Genomic DNA, 20374 nt, shown 5'->3' with positions numbered 1-20374 from the left:
GGCGGCCGCCAAGACCACTACCGCCACAGCGATTCCGATGAGCCGCTTGCCCCATGCACCCATGCCGGGAGGAATACCCAAGCACGCGCTTGGCGAACCGGTCCCGTGGGTACGTTCGCGGGGCCGAGTCCGCCGACGATGGGAACCGCCGTGCGCAAGTCTCTGTTGCTGTGGGTGCTGGTGATCGCGTTGGTCATCCTGGTCCTCGGCCTGATCTTCGGCGGCTACCGCAAGGGCACGAAGCTCGGCGCACCGGCCGGACCGGCGGTGGTCTGGACCGCAAGCGGGACGGCGGTGTAACGCCCGGCCGCACCGCGGCGACTGTCACCCGTCATGTCCCCGGCGTGCTGACCGGCTTCCCGGACCGCGCGGTGCTCGGCGCGGCGTAGCGCCTGCCCTTCCGCGGCAACCCGGCGCGCTGGCGAGGCTGTTTTCCGGTACCCGCCGACCCGCTGCTGTGGTAAGGCAGCGCGCCCGGCCGACCGCACCCTCGGCGGCCGATCCGTCCCATTCGCGGACGCTTCCGACTAACGAACGCGGCCGCGTCGGTGAACGTTCGGAAGCGTGAAAGCGGCCGGTGACCCTCCGAATTCCGGCGCCTATTTCGTTACGGTCCAATCGGGTGATCCGGTTGTTGTCCTGTTTCCCGGTTCGTGGGACGAGCGGCAAATTATGCGAAATAAAGACCGGTCCGGGGTGCACGATACAGTGCACGTGCGTCCGGGTGTGCTGCTTGACCGGCGAGTAATGTTGCGGAAAAAGATCAATATCCGCGTTTCCGCAGTTGACAGGCCTGTCAGGTGCAGCGGAAACCCGGGGCTCGAAAGTGGCCCGAGGACGTTTGTTTGACCCCTTCCGCCCTCGGGTAACAGCCTTCTGCAGCCTCGAAGTGGCTGTATGACCAGTCGGCAGGGTGGTCCGGTGATTTGCCGGTGCCCGCCGTCGTTCGACGTGTCCACCGGCGCGGGAAACCGTCGGGTAAATGGCTGCTCAACTTGTGGAATGCTGTCGTTGTGCTTGCTACGTTGGGTAACTCCGAACCGGGGTGGTCGTATGTTTGCATCCCACGATTGGCGGTACTGACGATCAGCGGCGAACGGGCAGCGTATTAATTCCAGTGGCCCCCGCGAGGTGCGCTGGTGGGGATTGCGCGGGGCGGCCGCAGTCGAGGGCATTCGCGTTGGGTGGGTTATTCGTGGCGATATCGGAGGGTCGGGTCATGCAATCCGTGCGGGACGGTCACAACGCTTCGGGCAGGCAGCTGGTGACGGCGGAGGGGCTGCACGCGGTGCTCGACCGCGCGGCTCGCCGGCACCGGGTGCCGGGTGCGCAGCTCGCTGTCCTGCGGGACGGTGAGCCGGTGGTGGTCCAGACCGGTGTCGAGGACCAGGACCGGGGTACGCCGATGACCGAGGACTCCGCGGTGCCGACGGGTTCGGTGACGAAGGTCGCCACCGCGACCGTCGTGCTGGCGCTCGTCGCCGACGACGACCTGGAGCTGGATCAACCCGTCGGAGACGTCTTGGGCGTGGCCGGCCTGGCCGGCGCGCTCACCCCGCGCCGGCTGCTCAGCCACACCAGCGGGCTGCCGTCCGACCCCGCCGATCCCACCGCGGGCTGCCTGCGCGAGGTGCGCGAGGCGGTCCCCGTCTGCCCGGCGGGCACCGCGTTCTCCTACTCGAACCTCGGGTACGCGCTGGTCGGGGCCGTGGTCGAAGCGGTGACCGGGATGACCTGGCGGGAAGCCGTCGAGGCGATCGTCCTGCGGCCGTCGAAGATCGAACCGGTCTACGCCGGAAGCGGGCGCGGTGTCTCCGGGCACGGGCGGGCCACCGGCCCGGCCGGGGCGCGGCCGGTCGAGCAGGTGCTGCCGCCGATGCTCGAACCCGCCGGGGCGCTGGCGCTCAGCGCGCGGGACCTGGTCGAACTCGGCCGGATCCACCTGGGCAAGCCGGGGCTGCTCGACGTCGTGACCGCCGCCGACATGCACCGGCCCGTCCCGGAAGCCGAGCCGTTCGGGCTCGCCGACGGCTGGGGCCTGGGCATCGCCCACTTCGGTACCGGGGACGACGCCTGGCTCGGCCACGACGGCACCGCCGACGGCACCTCCTGCCACCTGCGCATCGACCAGGCCGGCGCCTGCGTGGTCGCCTTCACCGCGAACGGCGCGGCGGGCACGGACATGTGGCACGACGTCGCCGGCGAACTGCGCGAGCTGGGCCTCGACCTGCCCGAGCAGCGCTTCGGCGTGCCCGGCGCGCTGCCTGTACCGGTCCCGGACGGCGACTTCGGCAGCTACCGCAACGGTGTCATCGACTACACCGTCCGCCGCGACGGCGAGGGGGCCGCGCTCGTCGTCGACGGCGAGGTCTACCCCGAGCTCGCCCGGTACGACGACGGCAGCTTCACCGTCCGCGACCCCGCGACCGGCCGGGCCACGCCGTGCGGCCGCTTCCGCGGCGACGACGGTGCTTCGACCGCGGTCGAAATCGGCGGCCGCCTCGCGCGGCGCTGCTGAACCGAGACCCCTCCCCGTGCCCGCCGTGCCGGCGGGCTCCTCAGCCTGCGCCCGGAAGGTGCGATCGACGATGACCGTGCAAGACACCCCGGCGAGAACCGGGGCACTGACCGAGCTGTTCGCCGCCCGGGTCCGCGAAACCCCCGATGCCGTCGCGGTGGACGGCGAAGACCGGCTCACCTACGCCGAGCTGGCCGACCGCGCCGAGCGGCTCGCCGCCCACCTGCTCCGGCTGGGGCTGGCCCCGGAGGACCGGGTCGGCCTGCTGCTGCGGCGCTCGGCGGAGCTCGTCGTCGCCGAGCTGGCGGTCGTGCTCGCCGGCGGTGCCTACGTGCCGCTCGACCTGCGGGCCCCCGACGACCGGCTGCGGCTCGTGCTCGCCACCGCCGGGGTTTCGGTGCTGCTGACCGACGAACCCGAGCGCGCCGCCCGCGTCCACAGTGGACCGGTGCTGACCGCCGGGCAGCGGCTGCCGGAGCGGGATCGCGAACTGCCGCGGGTGGACGGTGACCGGCTCGCCTACCTCATGCACACGTCGGGATCGACCGGCGCGCCGAAGGGCGTGGCGGTCCGGCACCGGGACGTCGCGGCGCTCGCCGCGGACCGCCGCTTCGCCGGCGACGCGCACCGCCGGGTGCTGCTGCACTCGCCCGCCGCGTTCGACGCGACCACCTACGAGCTGTGGGTACCGCTGCTGACCGGCGGCACGGTGGTCGTCGCCCCGGCCGGCGACCTGGACGTGGAGACGTTGCGCGGGCTCCTCGAGCGGCACGCCGTCACGGCGCTCTGGCTGACGGCCGGCCTGTTCCGGATCGTGGCGCAGGAAGCCCCGGACTGCTTCCGCGGCGTGCACGAGGTCTGGACCGGCGGGGACGTCGTCCCGGCCGGTGCCGTGCGGCGGGTGCTGCGCGCCTGCCCCGGCCTCACCGTGGTCGACGGCTACGGTCCCACCGAAACCACCACCTTCGCGACCAGCCACCGGATGCCGTCGGCGGACCGGGTGCCCGACGCGGTGCCGATCGGCCGCCCGCTCGACGACGTCGGCGTGCGGGTACTGGACGGCGCGCTGAACCCGGTCCCGCCGGGCGAACCCGGTGAGCTGCACCTGGCCGGGGTCGGGCTGGCCCGCGGGTACTGGGCCCGGCCCGGCGCGACCGCGGACCGGTTCGTGGCCGACCCGGCCGGGGCGCCCGGCGACCGGATGTACCGCACCGGAGACCTGGTGCGCCGGAACCCCGACGGTGCGTTCGAGTTCCTCGGCCGCGCCGACGACCAGGTCAAGGTGCGCGGCTTCCGCGTCGAGCTCGGCGAGATCGAGACGGTGCTCGCCGCCGCGCCCGGCGTCGCCGAGGCCGTGGTCGTGGCCCGGGAGGACCGGCCCGGTGCCAAGCGGCTGGTCGCCTACGTCGTCCTGGCGCCGGACGCCGAGCCCGGCGGCCTGGGCGACGTCGTCGCCGCGGCCCTGCCGGACTACATGGTCCCGTCCGCGTTCGTCGTCCTCGACGCGCTTCCGTTGAGCGGCAACGGAAAGGTCGACCGCCGGGCACTGCCCGCGCCGCCCGCGGACCCGGGGGAGCGCGGCACCGAGCCGCGGACGGACACCGAACGCGAGGTGGCCCGCGTGCTGACCGGCGTGCTGGGCGGGCCCGGCCCCGGCGTCGACGACGACTTCTTCGCCGCCGGTGGCGACTCGATCCTCGCGGTGCAGGCGCTTTCGCGGCTGCGCCGGACGTTCGGCGTGCGGCTGTCGGCCCGGGCGATCTTCGACGAGCCGAGCGTCGCCGGCCTGGCCCGCCTGATCGAGGCCGCGCCCCGCGCCGACGAGGCCGCGATCCCGGTGACACCGCCCGCCGAGGTGCTCCCGCTGTCCCCGGCCCAGCGGCGGCTGTGGTTCCTGGACGAACTGGCGGGCGGCAGCGCCGAGTACAACACCGGCGTCGGTCTCGCGTTGTCCGGCCCGCTCGACGTCGAAGCCCTGCGCGGGGCGCTGGCCGCCCTGTGCGCCCGCCACGAATCGTTGCGGACGACGTTCGGTTCCGTGGCGGGCGAAGGCGTGCAGCGGATCGCCCCGGCCGGCGAGATCCCGTTGCGGCTCGCCGACGGCCCGGCGGACGACGACGTCCTCGCGGCCGAGCTGGGTACCCCGTTCGACCTGCGCACCGGGCCGCTGACGCGGGCCGTGCTCTACCCGCAGGGTCCCGGCGAGCACCTGCTCGTGCTGTGCCAGCACCACATCGTCACCGACGGCCGCTCGATCGGCATCCTCACCGGCGAGCTGCTGGACCTGTACGCCGGCGACACCCCGCCGCCGCTTCCGCTGGGCTACCGCGACTACACGCGCTGGCAGCAGAAGTCCGAAGTGGACAGCCAGGCGGCCTACTGGCGCGACCGGCTCGACGGCCTCGAACCGCTCGCCGTACCCACCGACCGGCCGCGACCGCCCCAGCGCGACACCGCGGGCGCGGTCCACCACCACGACCTGCCCGCCGGTCTCGTGCGCCGGGTCACCGACGCCGGGCGGCCGTTCGGGGCGACGCCGTTCATGACCCTGACCGCGGCCGTGCAGCTGCTCCTGGCGGCCTACGGCGGGCAGCGCGACATCGCCGTGGGCACCGCCGTGGCCGGGCGTGACCGGCCCGAACTCGAACCGCTGACCGGGTTCTTCGTCAACACCCTCGTCCTGCGGTCCGAAGTGGACGGCGAGCGGCCGTTCGCGGACTTCCTCGGCGCGTTCCGGGAGACCGTGCTGGCGGCGTTCGCGCACGGCGACGTCCCCTTCGACCGGGTCGTCGAAGAGGTCCAGCCGGACCGCGATCCGTCCCGGACCCCGCTCGTGCAGGCCGTCGTCGTGCTGCAGACGCCGCTGGTCCGGCCGCGCGAGGTGGCCGGGCTGCGGGTGCGCGAGCACGACCTGCCGCGGCCGTCCGCCCGGTTCGACCTGGTGATCGAGTTCTGGCCGCGCGACGACGGCCTGCGGGTCACCGTGGAGTACGCCACCGCGCTCTTCGACGCGGCCACCATCGCCCGGCTGACCGCGAGCCTCGAAGTGCTCCTCGAGGGCATCGCCGCCGACCCCGCCCGCCCGGTGGGCGCGCTCCCGCTGCTCACCCCGGACGACCGCCGGTTCCTGCTGCCGGCCGCGGCCGCCGCTCCGCGGGACACCGTGACCGGGCTGTTCGACCGCGGCGCGGTACAGCACCCGGACGCGCCCGCCGTGGTCTTCGGCGACGTCCGCTGGGACTACCGGGAGCTGCGTGCCCGGGCCGACCGGCTCGCCCGGCGGCTGGTCCGGCTGGGCGTCCGGCCGGAGGACCGCGTCGGCGTGCTGATGGACCGCTCGGCCGACCTGGTCGTGGCGCTGCTGGCGATCCTCAAGGCCGGGGGCGCCTACCTCCCGCTGGACCTGCGCGCCCCGGCCGACCGGCTGCGGCTGCTGCTCGACGGCACGGACCTGCTGCTCACCGACGACCACTGGTACGACACCGCGACGACCGTCCACGACGGACAGACGCTGGTCGTGTCCGATGTGGCGGAACCGGCGGCGGCGCTCGACGTTCCGATCGACCCCGAGAACCTGGCCTACGTCGAGTACACCTCCGGGTCGACCGGCCTGCCGAAGGGCGTGGCGGTCCGGCACGCCGACGTGGTCGCGCTGGCCGCCGACTCGCGGTTCGCCGGCGACGCCCACGAGCGCGTGCTGGTGCACTCGCCGCTGGCGTTCGACGCGTCGACCTACGAGCTGTGGGTGCCGTTGCTGGCCGGCGGCACCGTCGTCGTCGCTCCGCCGGGAGACCTGGACGCCGACGCGGTCCGGACGCTGACCGCGGCCGGCGGGGTCACCGCGATGTGGCTCACGGCGGGGCTGTTCCGCCTGTTCGCCGAGGACGACCCGGAGTGTTTCGCCGGGCTGAAGGAAGTCTGGACCGGCGGCGACGTGGTCCCACCCGACGCCGTGGGCCGCGTCCTGGGTGCCTGCCCGGGCCTGGCCGTCGTCGACGGGTACGGCCCGACCGAGACCACGACGTTCGCGACGTCCTTCCGGATGACCCGCGCGGTTCCCGAAACCGTGCCGATCGGCACCCCGCTGGACGGCATGCGCGGGTACCTGCTGGACGAGCACCTGCGCCCGGTACCGCGTGGCGCGCTCGGCGAGCTCTGCATCGCCGGGCCCGGCCTCGCCCGCGGGTACGCCGGGCGGCCCGGCGCGACCGCGGACCGGTTCGTCGCCTGCCCGTTCGGGATTCCGGGCGAGCGGATGTACCGCACCGGCGACCGCGCCCGCTGGCGCACCGACGGGACCCTCGAGTTCGCCGGCCGCGCCGACGACCAGGTCAAGATCCGCGGCTTCCGGGTCGAACCCGCCGAAGTGGAACGCGCGCTGGCCGCCGAACCCGCGGTGGCGCAGGCCGTCGTCGTCGTGCGGGTGACCGGTGGGCGCAAGCGGCTCATCGGCTACGTCGTCCCGGCCGGCGGGACCACTGTGGACACCGAGGCGCTGCGCGGCGCGCTGGGGCGCACACTGCCGGACTACCTGGTGCCGTCGGCGATCGTCGTGCTGGCCGAGCTGCCGTTGAGCGCCAACGGGAAGGTCGAGCGGCGGGCCCTGCCGGAACCCGCCTTCGAGGCCGGTGGCCGCGCGCCCCGCACCGCGCGGGAGGCCGTGCTCGCCGGGATCTGGGCGGAGGTGCTCGGCGTCGAACGCGTCGGCGCCGACGACAACTTCTTCGCACTCGGCGGCGACTCGATCCTCAGCATCCAGGTCAGCGCCCGCGCCCGGCGGGCCGGGCTCGCGGTGACCACCGCCGACCTGTTCCGGCACCAGACGGTCGCGGCACTGGCCGCGGTGGTCGCCGAGGCCGGGGCGGGCCCGGTCCGCGGCCCGGTGTCCGGCGCCGTCGTGCCGACGCCGATCCAGCGCTGGTTCTTCGAGACCGTGCGGGTGCCGGACCGGTTCGACCAGGCGATCTCGGTCGAGCTGGCCGAGGACGTCGACGAAGCCGCGCTCGCCGCGGCGGTGGCCGCGCTCGTGGAGCACCACGACGCCCTGCGGACGCGGTTCACCCGCGACGACGGCACCTGGCGGCTGCACAACGCCGCCGCCGGCGAGGGGCACTCGCTGCTGCGCTGGTCGTTGTCGGGCCGCGTGCTGCACCTGGCCGCCCACCACCTCGCCGTCGACGGGGTCTCGTGGCGGATCCTCCTGGAGGACCTGGAAACCGCGTACCGCGGCGGGGACCTCGGCTCGCGGACGACGTCGTTCCAGGAGTGGGCCGCGCGGCTGTCCGCGCACGCGGAGGCCGGGGGCTTCGACGACGAGCTCGGCCACTGGCACGCCTTGCCGGCCGTCACCCCGCTCCCGGTCGACGGGGCCGGGCTCAACACCGTCGCCGAGGAGCGCGCGGTCACCGTCCGGCTCTCCGCCGAGGAGACGCGGGCGCTGCTGCGGGACGTGCCCGACGTCTACCGCACGCAGGTCAACGACGTCCTGCTGACCGCGCTGGGCCGGGTCCTGCGGGACTGGACCGGTGCGGTGCCGGTGATCGACCTGGAGGGCCACGGCCGCGAGGAGCTGTTCGACGACGTCGACCTCTCCCGCACGGCCAGCTGGTTCACCAGCCTGTTCCCGGTCGCCCTCGACGTCCCCGAAGACTGGGGCGAGGCGTTGAAGTCGGTGAAGGAGCAGCTGCGCGCGGTTCCCCGGCGGGGGATCGGTTACGGCGCGCTGCGGTACCTCACCGGCACCGCCCCGGCCGTCGACCCGCAGGTGAGCTTCAACTACCTCGGCCGGTTCGACCTGCCCGGCGGCTTCTACGCGGGCCCGCCCGGTGACGTGTCCCTGGACGCCGACCTCGCCGGCCGCCGCCCGCACCTGCTCGACGTCGTCGGCCAGGCCGACGGCGACACCCTCCGGTTCACCTGGCACTACGCCGAGAGCGTGCACGACGAAGCCACCGTCACGCGGCTCGCCGAGAGCTTCCTCGACGCCCTGCGCGGGATCATCCGGCACTGCGCCGAACCGGGCGCGGGCGGCCGCACGCCGTCGGACTTCCCGCTCGCCGGGCTCGACCAGGCCGGGGTGGACGCGCTGGGCGCGGACGTCGAGGACGCCTACCCGCTGACCCCGATGCAGGCCGGGATGGTCTTCCACGGCCTGGCCCGCCACGGCGACCGCAACTACTTCGAACAGATCTCCTTCACCCTCGACGACGTCCCCGACCCGCGGCGGCTCGGCGAGGCCTGGCAGCGGGTCGTCGACCGGACGCCGGTGCTGCGCAGCCGGATCGCCTGGGAGGGCGTACCGGAGCCACTGCAGATCGTCCCGCGGACCGCCGAAGTCCCGGTGTCCTACCCGGACTGGTCCACAGCGGACGCCGACGCGGAGCTGCGGCGGCTGCTGGCGACCGACCTCGCCGACGGGCTCGACCTGACGCGCGCGCCGCTCATGCGGCTGGTCATCGCGAAGGACACCGCCACCTCGGTGCGGGTCGTGTGGACGTTCCACCACGTGCTGCTCGACGGCTGGAGCGTCTTCGGCGTCCTGTCCGACGTCCTCGCGGTGCTGCGCGGTGCGGAACCGCCCGCCCGGCGGCCCTTCCGCGACTACGCCGCCTGGCTCGCCGCCCAGGACGACGACCGCGCCGAAGCCCACTGGCGGGCCGAACTCGCCGGCGTGACCCCGACCCCGCTGCCGGGCGGCCGGACCGCCACCCGCGCGCACACGGCCAGCTCCACCGGCCGCGTCCCGGTCGAACTCGACGGCGAAGCGTCGGCCGCGGTCGAGGCGTTCGCGCGGCGGCACCACCTGACGGTCAACACGGTCGTGCAGGGCGCCTGGGCGGCGCTGCTGGCCCACTACAGCGGCGAGACCGAGGTGTGCTTCGGCGCGACGGTGTCCGGCCGCCCGGCCGAGCTGCCCGGCGCGGACGACATCGCCGGCCTGTTCATCAACACGCTGCCGGTGCGGGTGCGGCTCGACCGCGACCGCGGGGTCGCGGAGTGGCTGCGCGACCTGCAGGCGAACCAGGCCGAGGCGCGTCGGTTCGGCCACGTCGGGCTGACCCGGCTGCAAGCCCTCGGCGAAAGCTCCGGGCAGAGCCTGTTCGACAGCATCGTCGTCTTCGAGAACTACCCCGCCGCGGAGGTCCCCGGGCTGCGGGACGTCCAGGCGGCCGAACGCACCAACTACCCCCTCGGCGTCGTCGCCTACCCGGGCCGCCGGCTGTCGCTGGTGCTGAACCACGACCCGGCCGTGATCGGCACCGCGCTCGCCGGACGGCTGGCGCACCACCTCGCCGCGCTGGTCCGCGGGTTCGCCGCCGCCCCGCACGAGCCGGTGACCCGGATCCCGATGCTGTCCGCCGCGGAGACCCGGGAGCTGCTGGAAGACCGCAACGCGACCGCGTGCCCGATTCCCGGCGGCTCCTTGCCGGAGCTGTTCGCCGCCGCCGTCCGGCGCGACCCCGAAGCGGTCGCGCTGGTCACCGACGACGAGTCCGTCACCTACGCCGAGCTGGACGCGCGGTCGAACCGCCTGGCCAACCGGCTGCTCGAACTCGGCGTCCGGGCGGAGGACCGGGTCGCGGTGCTGATGGACCGCTCGCCCGCGCTCGTTGCCGCGGAGCTGGCGATCGTGAAGGCCGGCGGTGCCTACCTGCCGCTCGATCTGCGCGCCCCGGCCGAGCGGCTGCGGCTGCTGCTGAGCGAGGCCGGCGCCGAGGTCCTGGTGGCCGACGAGAAGTGGCTGGCCACCGCCGAAAGCGTCCACAGTGGAGTGATCGTCACCGGCGCGGACGACGCCCCGGCGACCCCGCCCGCCGTCACCACCGACCGCGACCAGCTCGCCTACGTCATCTACACCTCGGGCTCGACCGGGACGCCGAAGGGCGTGGCCGCGCGCCACCGCGATGTCGCTGCCCTGGCCGCCGACCGGCGCTTCGCCGCGCACGACCGCGTGCTGCTGCACTCCCAGCAGGCGTTCGACGCCGCGACCTACGAGCTGTGGGTGCCGCTGCTGGGCGGCGGCACGGTCGTCCTCGCCCCGTCCGGCGACCTCGACGTGCACACGCTCGGCCGGGTGCTCACGACCCACGGCGTGACCGGCGCGTTCCTCACCACCGGCCTGTTCCGGCTGGTCGCCCAGGAAGCTCCGGAGGTCTTCGCCGGTGTCCGCGAGGTGTGGACCGGCGGGGACGCCGTACCCGCGGTCGCCCTGCGCCGCGTCCAGGCCGCCTGCCCGGACACGCTGGTCGCCGACGTCTACGGGCCCACCGAGACCACGACGTTCGCCACCGTGCACCCGCTGCCCGGCGAGGTCCCGGACGTCGTGCCGATCGGGGCGCCGCTGGACAACACCCGCGTCTACGTCCTCGACGGCGAGCTCCGGCTCGTCCCGCCGGGCGCGCCCGGCGAGCTGCACATCGCCGGCGCCGGCCTGGCCCGCGGTTACCTGGGCCGCCCCGGTCTGAGCGCCGAGCGGTTCGTCGCGGACCCGTTCGGGCCGCCGGGGGAGCGGATGTACCGCACCGGCGACCTCGTGCGCTGGGACGACGAGGGTGCGCTGGAGTTCGTCGGCCGGGTCGACGAGCAGGTCAAGGTGCGCGGTTTCCGCGTCGAGCCGAGCGAGATCGAAGCCGCGCTGGGCGAGCACCCGGACGTCGTGCAGGCCGCGGTGCTGGCCCGCGCGGACGGTGGCGTGAAGCGGCTCGTCGCCTACGTCGTCGGCGAGACGGCCGGGCTGGCCGAGTTCCTCGGCCGGACGCTGCCGGACTACATGGTCCCGGCCGCGTTCGTCCGCCTCGACCGCTTCCCGGTCAACGTCAACGGCAAGCTCGACCGCCAGGCCCTGCCCGCGCCCGACTTCGGCGGCCGCGACCACGTCGCGCCGCGCAGCGACCGGGAACGGGAGCTGACCGCGATCTGGGCCGAGGTGCTCGGCGTCGAACGCGTCGGGGTCACCGACGACTTCTTCGAGCTGGGCGGCGACTCGATCCTCAGCATCCAGGTCGTGTCCCGGGCCCGGCGCGCCGGGCTGGAACTGCTGCCGGGCGACCTGTTCACCCACCGCACCCCGGCCGCGCTGGCGGCCGCCGCCCGCATCGCCGAGGCCGCCGCCGAGCGCGGCCCGGTCAGCGGCCCGGTCCCGCTCACCCCGGTCCAGCGCTGGTTCTTCGCGACCCAGACCGCCGAGCCGGAGCACTTCCACCAGTTCGTCCGCCTCGGCCCGGACCAGGTCGACGTGGCCGCGGCCCGCCAGGCCGTCGACGCGCTGCTGGCGCACCACGACGCCCTGCGGATGCGGTTCACCGGCGAGCAGCAGGAGAACGGCCCGGTCGGCGCCGAGACCCCGTTGGTGCGCCTCGACGTCTCCGCCCGCGAAGTCCGTCTCGCCGTGCACCACCTCGTCGTCGACGGCGTCTCGTGGCGCGTGCTCGCCGAGGACTTCGACCGCGGCTACGCCCAGGCGCTCGAGGGCGAACCGATCGACCTCGGGCCGCGCACGACGTCGTTCCGCGAGTGGGCCACCCGGCTCACCGAGCACGCGGCCGCCGGCGGGTTCGACGACGAACTCGGCCACTGGCGCGCCCTGACCGGGGAAACGTCCGTCCCGGTCGACGGTTCCGGGCCGAACACGGCCGCGTCGATGCGCTCGGTCACCGTCCGGCTTTCCGAGGCGGAGACCGAAGCACTGTTGCGCGAGGTGCCCGCGGCCTACCGCACGCAGGTCAACGACGTCCTGCTGACCGCGCTCGGCCGGGTGCTGCGCGACTGGACCGGCGGGGTGCCCGTCGTCGACCTGGAAGGCCACGGCCGCGAAGACGTCTTCGACGGCGTCGACCTGTCGCGGACCGTCGGCTGGTTCACCAGCGTCTTCCCGGTCGCGCTGGACGTCCCCGACGACTGGGGCACCGCGCTCAAGTCCGTGAAGGAGCAGCTGCGCGCGGTGCCGCGGCGCGGCGTGGGCTACGGCGCCCTGCGGTACCTGACCGGGACGGTCCCGGCGATCGACCCGCAGGTGAGCTTCAACTACCTCGGCCGGTTCGGCTCGGGCCGGCTGGAATCCGACGAGAGCCCGCGGTCCGCGCGGGCGCACCTGCTCGACGTCGTCGGCCGCGTCGAGAACGGCGAGCTGGAACTGACCTGGTACTACGCCGAGGGTGTGCACCAGGAGTCCACTGTGGAACGGCTCGCCACCGGGATGGCGGCGGCGCTGGGCGAAATCGTCCGGCACTGCGCGCACCCGGGCGCGGGCGGCCGGACGCCGTCGGACTTCCCGCTGGTGCGCCTCGATCAGTCCACAGTGGACGAACTGGTGGGGGACGGCCGGACCGTCGAGGACGTCTACCCGCTGACCCCGATGCAGGGCGGCATGGTCTTCCACGCCCTCGCCCAGCGCGAGGAGCGCGTCTACTTCCAGCAGGTCGCCTTCGTCCTCGAAGGCGTCACCGACCCCGAGGCGCTCGCCCGGGCGTGGCAGCGGGTCGTCGACCGCACGCCGGTGCTGCGCACGCGGATCGTCTGGGAAGGCGTCCCCGAGCCGGTGCAGGTCGTGCAGCGGCAGGTCACCGTCCCGGTCACGCACCTCGACCGGCGGGGCGCCGAGCAGGACCAGGCCTGGCAGGACGTCGTCGCCGCCGACCGCGCCGAGGGGCTCGACCTCACCGCGAGCCCGCTGCTGCGGCTGACCCTCGTGCGGCTCTCGGACACCGAAGTCCGCGTCCTGTGGACGTTCCACCACGTGCTGCTGGACGGCTGGAGCGTCTTCGGCGTGCTGTCGGACGTCTTCGCCGCCTACGCCGGCGACGAGCTGCCCGAGCGGCCGCCGTTCCGGGACTACGCCGCCTGGCTCGGCCGCCAGGACGACGCCGAGGCGGAACGGTACTGGCGCGGCGAACTCGGCGACCTCGCCGCGCCCGCCCGGCTGCCCTTCGACCGGGCCCCGGCCCACGCCCACGCGACCCGCTCGTCGGAGTGGCTGCGCGTGCCGGTGGAGAGCTCGGCCCGGCTGCAGGACGCCGCCCGCCGCGCGGGGCTGACGATGAACACCGTCCTGCAGGGCGCGTGGGCGCTGCTGCTGTCCCGCCTGAGCGGCGAACGCGACGTCTGCTTCGGCACCACCGTGTCCGGCCGTCCGGTCGACCTGCCCGGCGCGGACGACATCACCGGCATCTTCATCAACACGCTGCCGGTGCGGGTCACCGCGGACCGCTCGCCGGTCGCGGACTGGCTCGCCGCGCTGCAGGCCCGGCAGGTCGAGGCCCGCAAGTACGGGCACCTGCCGCTGACGAAGCTGCAGTCGTGGAGCGGGACCACGGGCAGCCTCTTCGACAGCCTCGTCGTCTTCGAGAACTACCCGGTCGACGCCGCCGCGGGGGCGGCGCACGGGCTGCGGCTGCGCGACGTCGACGCCGCCGAGGCGACCAACTACCCGCTCAGCGTCGTCGCCTCGCCGGGGGAGCGGATCACCCTCGACGTCGGCTACGACCCGGACCTGTTCGACACCGCGACGGCCGAGCGGATCGCCCGGCAGCTCACCGGCGTCCTCGACGCCTTCGCCGAAGACCTGGACCGCCCGCTCGACGGCATCGACCTGCTCACCGCGGCCGATCGCCACCAGGTGCTCGTCGCCTGGAACGACACCGCCCACCCGGTGCCGGACGGCACTCTGGCCGAGCTGTTCGCCGCGCAGGTGGCCCGGACCCCGGACGCCGTCGCGCTCGCCGGCGACGACATCGAGATCAGCTACGCGGAGCTGGCGGACCGCGCCGGGCGGCTGGCCCGGCACCTGGCGTCCCTCGGCGCCGGACCCGAGACGGTCGTCGGCGTGCTGCTGGACCGCTCGCCGGACCTGGTCGTCGCCGAACTCGCCACCGTCCTGGCCGGGGCGGCCTACTTGCCCCTCGACACCCGGGCGCCGGCGCCGCGGCTGAAGACCCTGCTGACCGGCGTGCCGATCCTCGTCACCGACGAGGTCCGGGCCGGGACCGCCACCGAGGTCCACAGTGGACAGCTGGTGGTGCCCGGCGGGCCGCGCGCGGAGAGCCCGGTGCGGGAGGTGGTTCCGGAGAACCTCGCGTACGTCATGTACACCTCGGGTTCGACGGGCAAGCCGAAGGGCGTGGCCGTGCGGCAGAGCGACGTCGTCGCCCTGGCCGCCGACCGGCGGTTCGCCGCGCACGAACGGGTGCTGCTGCACGCGTCCCCGGCGTTCGACGCCTCGACGTACGAGCTGTGGGTGCCGCTGCTGAACGGCGGCACGGTCGTCGTCGCCCCGCCCGGCGACCTCGACGTCGACACCTACCGGCGGATCATCGCCGAGCACCGCGTCCACGGCGCGTTCTTCACCGCGGGCCTGTTCCGGCTGCTGGCCCAGGAAGCCCCGGACACCTTCCGCGGGATGCGCGAGGTCTGGGCCGGCGGCGACGCCGTCCCCGCCGCCGCGGTCCGGCGGGTGCGGGAGGCCTGCCCGGAGACCACCGTCGTCGACGGCTACGGCCCGACCGAGACGACGACGTTCGCGACCTCGCACCCGATGCCGGGCGCGGTGCCCGAAGCCGTCCCGATCGGGAAGCCGCTGGACAACATGCGGGCCTACGTCCTCGACGCGGACCTGCGCCCGGTGCCGCCGGGCGCGCCCGGTGAGCTGCACCTGGCCGGCGCCGGACTGGCCCGCGGCTACTTCGGCGATCCCGGCCTGACCGCCGACCGGTTCCGGCCCGACCCGTTCGGGCCGCCGGGGGAGCGGATGTACCGCACCGGCGACCTCGTCCGCTGGAACGCCCGCGGCGAGCTGGAGTACACCGGCCGCGCCGACGAGCAGGTCAAGGTCCGCGGGTTCCGGATCGAACCCGGCGAGATCGAGGCCGCGCTGGCCGCGCACCCGGACGTCGGCCAGGCCGCCGTGCTGGCCCGGGAGGACCACGGGATCAAGCGCCTGGTCGCCTACCACACCGGGGAGGCGGACGACCTCGCGGCGTTCCTCGGCCGGACGCTGCCCGACTACATGGTGCCCGCCGCGTTCGTCCGGCTCGACCGCTTCCCGTTGACCGTCAACGGGAAGCTCGACCGGCGCGCCCTGCCCGCCCCCGACTTCGGCGCGGCCGGCGCGCGCACCGCCCTCACCACCGACGCCGAGCGGACGCTCGCCGCGATCTGGGCGGACGTGCTCGGCACCGGCGACCTCGGCGCCGACGCGAACTTCTTCGCACTCGGCGGCGACTCCATCCTCAGCATCCAGGTCGTGTCGCGGGCCCGCCGCGCCGGGCTGACCCTGCTGCCGCACGACGTCTTCCGGCACCCGGCCCTCGCCGCGCTGGCCGCCCACGCCGGCGGCGTCGCCGAGCCGCGCGCCGAGCAGGGCCCGGTCACCGGCACGGCCCCGCTGACCCCGATCCAGCGCTGGTACTTCGCCACCCAGCCGGACCGGTTCGACCAGCGCGTGGTGCTGGAGTTCGCCGAAGACGTCGACGAACCCGCGCTGCGCCGGGCCCTGGCCGCGGTCTGGGCCCACCACGACGCGCTCCGCCTGCGGTTCGAGCAGACGCCGCGCGGGCGCGTCCAGCACGGCGAACCGGTCTGGCCGGCCGAGCTGTGCCCCGACGACGTCGACTTCGACGCCGAGCACGGGCCGCTGCTGGCGGCCGTGGCCGACGGGCGGCGGGTGCTGCTCGCCGTCCACCACCTCGTCGTCGACGGCGTGTCGTGGCGGATCCTCCTGGAGGACCTCGAAACCGCCTACCGCGGCGGCGAACTCGGGCCGAAGACGACGTCGTACCTCGACTGGGCCCGGCGGCTGGCCGGGCACGCGGCGGCCGGCGGCTTCGACGACGAGCTGGCGCACTGGCGGGCCCTCCCGCCGGTGCCGCCGCTGCCCGCCGACGGGGACGGGCCGGCCACGATCGGCGGGACCGCCGAGGTGACCGTCCGGCTCACCGGCGAGGAGACGCGGGCGTTGCTGCGGGACGTGCCCGACGTCTACCGCACGCAGGTCAACGACGTCCTCCTGGCCGCGCTCGGCCGCGTGTTGCGCGAGTGGACGGGGCAGGCGCCGGTGATCGACCTCGAAGGCCACGGCCGCGAGGAGATCTTCGCCGACGTCGACCTGTCGCGGACCGTCGGCTGGTTCACCAGCGTGTTCCCGGTGGCCCTCGACGTCCCCGAAGACTGGGGCGAGGCGCTGAAGGCGGTGAAGGAGCAGCTGCGCGCGGTGCCGCGGCGGGGCATCGGGTACGGCGCCCTGCGGTACCTGACCGGCACCGCCCCGGACATCGACCCCTTGGTGAGCTTCAACTACCTCGGCCGCTTCGACGGCACCGGCGACGGGCCGTTCCGGGCCGGGGCGCTCGACGCCGACGTCGACCCGGACGCGCCCCGCACCCACGCACTCGACGTGGTCGGCCGGGTCACCGGCGGGACGCTGGAGCTGACCTGGGCGCACGCCACCGGCCTGCACGACCGGGCCACCGTCGAGGCGCTGGCCGGCCGGATGCTGGCCGCGCTGCGGGAGATCATCGCCCACTGCGCCGCGCCGGACGCCGGTGGCCGGACGCCGTCGGACTTCCCGCTCGCCGGGCTCGACCAGGCGGGAGTGGACGAGCTGGTGGGCGACGGGCGGGCGGTCGAGGACGTCTACCCGCTCACGCCGATGCAGGGCGGGATGGTCTTCCACGGCCTTTCGCAGACCGGGCAAGGCATGTACGTCGAGCAAGCGACGTTCGTGCTCGACGGCGTCACCGACCAGGAGCGGCTCGCCGAAGCCTGGCAGCGGGTCGTCGACCGGACCCCGGTCCTGCGCACGGCCTTCGTCTGGGCCGGTGTCGAGGAGCCGCTGCAGCTCGTGCGGCGCGGGGTCCGGCTGCCGGTCCGCCACCTCGACTGGACCGGCCTCGACGCGGCCGGAGAACTGCGGAAGCTGCTCGCCGAGGCTCGGGCGCAAGGGCTCGACCTCGCCGTCGCGCCGCTGATGCGGGTCGCGCTCGCCCGGGTTTCGGCGACGGAAGTCCAGGTGCTGTGGACGTTCCACCACGTGCTGCTCGACGGCTGGAGCGTCTTCCAGGTGCTCTCGGACGTCTGCACCGCCTACGCCGGACAGCCGCTGCCCGTCCGGCCGCCGTTCCGGGACTACCCGGCCTGGCTGGCCGCCCAGGACGAGGAGGACGCCGAACGCTTCTGGCGGGCCGCGCTCGCCGGCGTCGAAGGCCCCACGCCGATCCCGGGCGACCGGGCGGCCGCGGGCGTCCCCTGCTCGTCCGAGTGGCTGCCGGTGCGCCTGACCGAGGCCGAGACCGCGCGGCTCGACGCGTTCGTCAAGCGGCACGGCCTCACCCACAACGTCGTGCTGCAAGGCGCGTGGGCGCTGCTGCTGGCGGCCTACAGCGGGCACGACGACGTCGTGTTCGGCGCGACCGCGTCCGGCCGCCCGGCCGAGATCGCGGGCGTCGACGAGATCACCGGCATCTTCATCAACACGCTGCCGGTCCGGGTCGCCGTCGACCGCGGTGCCGGGGTGGCCGGGTGGCTCGCCGGCCTGCAGGCCGCGCAGGCCGAGGCCCGCCGGCACGGCCACCTCCCGCTCGCCCGGGTCCAGGGCTGGGCCGGGCTGCCGGGCGGGGTGAACCTGTGCGAAAGCCTGGTGGTGTTCGAGAACTACCCGATCACCGCCGCCGAAGCCGGGCACGGCCTGACCGTGCGCGACCTCTCGGCGCGGGAGACGACCAACTTCCCGCTCACCGTCGTCGCGTCGCCCGGCCGGGAGCTGGCGGTCGACTTCGGGTACGACCCGGCGCTGTTCGACGCCTCGACGGCCACCCGGCTCACCGGGCACCTGCTCACGCTGCTGCGGGAGCTGACCGCCGACGGCGACCGGCCGGTCGCCGCGGTCCGGATGACCACGCCGGCCGAGGACCGGCTGCTGCGCGAGTGGACGGCGACCGGTGCCGAGCCGCCGTCCCGCTCGCTGCCGGCGCTGTTCGCCGAGCAGGTCCGGGCCCGCCCGGACGCGGTCGCGGCCGTCCTCGACGGCCGGGCGGTCAGCTACGCCGAGCTGAACCGCCGCGCGAACCGGCTGGCCAACCGGCTGGTCGGGCTCGGGCTGCGGCCGGAGGAGCCGGTCGGTCTCGCGGTCGGCCGGGCCGGGGCCGTGGTCGCCGAACTCGCCGTGGTCAAGGCGGGCGGGGCCTACCTCCCGCTCGACACGCGCGCACCGGCCGAGCGGCAGCGGCTGCTGCTCGACGGCGTCCGGTTCGTCGTCGCCGAAGCGGACTACCCGCACGCGGGCACCATCCTGCTGTCCTCCGTGGACGACGAGCCCGCCGCCGACCCGGCGGTCGGCGTCGACCCGGAGCAGGTCGCGTACGTCATGTACACGTCCGGCTCGACCGGCACGCCGAAGGGCGTCGCGGTGCGCCACCGCGACGTCGCCGCGCTGGCCGCGGACGCCCGCTTCCGCGGCGGCGCGCACGAGCGGGTCCTGCTGCACTCGCCGCTGGCGTTCGACGCGACGACGTACGAGCTGTGGGTGCCGCTGCTGACCGGCGGCACGGTCGTCGCCGCGCCCGGCGACGGCGTCGACGAGGTGACGCTGCGGGCGCTGATCCGCGAGCACGGGCTGACCGCGATGTGGCTGACCGCGGGCCTGTTCCGCGTGCTGGCGCAGGAAACCCCGGACTGCTTCGCCGGGCTGCGCGAGATCTGGACCGGCGGGGACGTCGTGCCGGCGGCGGCGGTGCGGCGGGTCCTGGGCGCGTGCCCGGGGCTGCGCGTCGTCGACGGCTACGGCCCGACCGAGACGACGACGTTCGCCACCGCGCACCCGATGGCCGACGTGGTCCCGGACCGGATCCCGATCGGCCGGCCGCTGGACGGGATGCGCGCTCGCGTACTGGACCGCTCGCTGCGGCCGGTGCCGCCGGGTGTCCCGGGGGAGCTGTACCTCGCCGGCGCGGGCCTGGCCCGCGGCTACCGCGGCCGGCCCGGCCTGACCGCCGACCGGTTCGTCGCCGACCCGGCCGGCCCGGCCGGGGAACGCATGTACCGCACCGGTGACGTCGTGCGCTGGACGGCGGCGGGGACGCTGGAGTTCCTCGGCCGCGCCGACGACCAGGTCAAGCTGCGCGGCTTCCGCGTCGAGCCCGGCGAAGTCGAGGCCGTGCTGGCCCGCCACCCGGCGGTGGCGCAGGCGGCGGTCGTCGTCCGCGAAGACCGGCCGGGGGCCAAGCAGCTCGTGGCGTACGTCGTTTCGGACGCCGGCCCGGAGCAGCTGCGCGCGTTCCTGGCCGGGGTGCTGCCGGACTACCTGGTGCCGTCGGCGGTCGTCCCCCTGGAGCGGATCCCGGTGAGCGCCAATGGGAAGGTCGACCGGCGCGCGCTGCCGGCCCCGGTCGCCGCGGCCGGGCACGTCGAGCCGGAGACCGACACCGAACGGGCCCTCGCGGCGATCTGGGCCGAGGTCCTCGGCACGGCCCGCGTCGGCGCCGAAGACAGCTTCTTCGCCCTCGGCGGCGATTCGCTGAAGAGCCTGCACATCGCGGCCAAGGCGAGCGCGCTGTTCGCGGTCCGCGTGACCCCGGCCGACGTGCTCACCGCGCGCACGATCGCCGGGCTCGCCGGCACCGTCGAGGAACTCATCCTGGGCGAGCTCGAAAGCCTCGCCTCCGACCAGGAATCGTGAGAGGCGCCCCGATGACCGTGCGCAGCTTTCCCGCGGCGGGCAAAGCACCCCAATGTGGCGTTGGGTGCGTCCAACGCACCGAACGCCACATTGGGTGCGCTCGACGCACCGAACGCCACATCGGGTGCGCTCGACGCACCGAACGCCACATTGGGGGCATGCCTCCCGAACTCATCTCGGGCGAGCTCGAA

At 74.8% G+C, this 20374-nt stretch carries 3 protein-coding genes; all 3 read left to right on the top strand.

What is annotated here, in order from left to right:
• The first annotated feature begins 150 nt into the window (after window positions 1-150).
• The 3 genes from AB5J73_RS39345 to AB5J73_RS39335 all read left to right on the top strand — a co-directional run bounded on the left by AB5J73_RS39345 (window position 151) and on the right by AB5J73_RS39335 (window position 20183).
• A complete protein-coding gene (locus AB5J73_RS39345; protein ID WP_370963945.1) occupies window positions 151-300 on the top strand; it encodes a hypothetical protein in 150 nt (49 codons plus the stop codon).
• 919 nt (window positions 301-1219) lie between these two features.
• A complete protein-coding gene (locus AB5J73_RS39340; RefSeq protein ID WP_370963943.1) occupies window positions 1220-2518 on the top strand; it encodes a serine hydrolase domain-containing protein in 1299 nt (432 codons plus the stop codon).
• Between the two features lie 70 nt (window positions 2519-2588).
• Window positions 2589-20183, top strand: coding sequence for a non-ribosomal peptide synthase/polyketide synthase (locus tag AB5J73_RS39335; RefSeq protein WP_370963941.1), 17595 nt, complete (start codon window positions 2589-2591; stop codon window positions 20181-20183).
• Window positions 20184-20374: the final 191 nt, after the last annotated feature.

Origin of the sequence: Amycolatopsis sp. cg9 (genome assembly GCF_041346945.1) — a bacterium.
Lineage (GTDB): Bacteria > Actinomycetota > Actinomycetes > Mycobacteriales > Pseudonocardiaceae > Amycolatopsis.
The sequence above is the reverse complement of the archived record's forward strand: the minus strand, read 5'-3'. Positions and strand labels throughout refer to the sequence as shown.

What these genes read in the sequence shown, in the direction of transcription:
- AB5J73_RS39340 (WP_370963943.1), top strand. Translation starts at nt 1,220, where the DNA reads ATGCAATCCGTGCGGGACGGTCACAACGCTTCGGGCAGGCAGCTGGTG.
- AB5J73_RS39335 (WP_370963941.1), top strand. Translation starts at nt 2,589, where the DNA reads ATGACCGTGCAAGACACCCCGGCGAGAACCGGGGCACTGACCGAGCTG.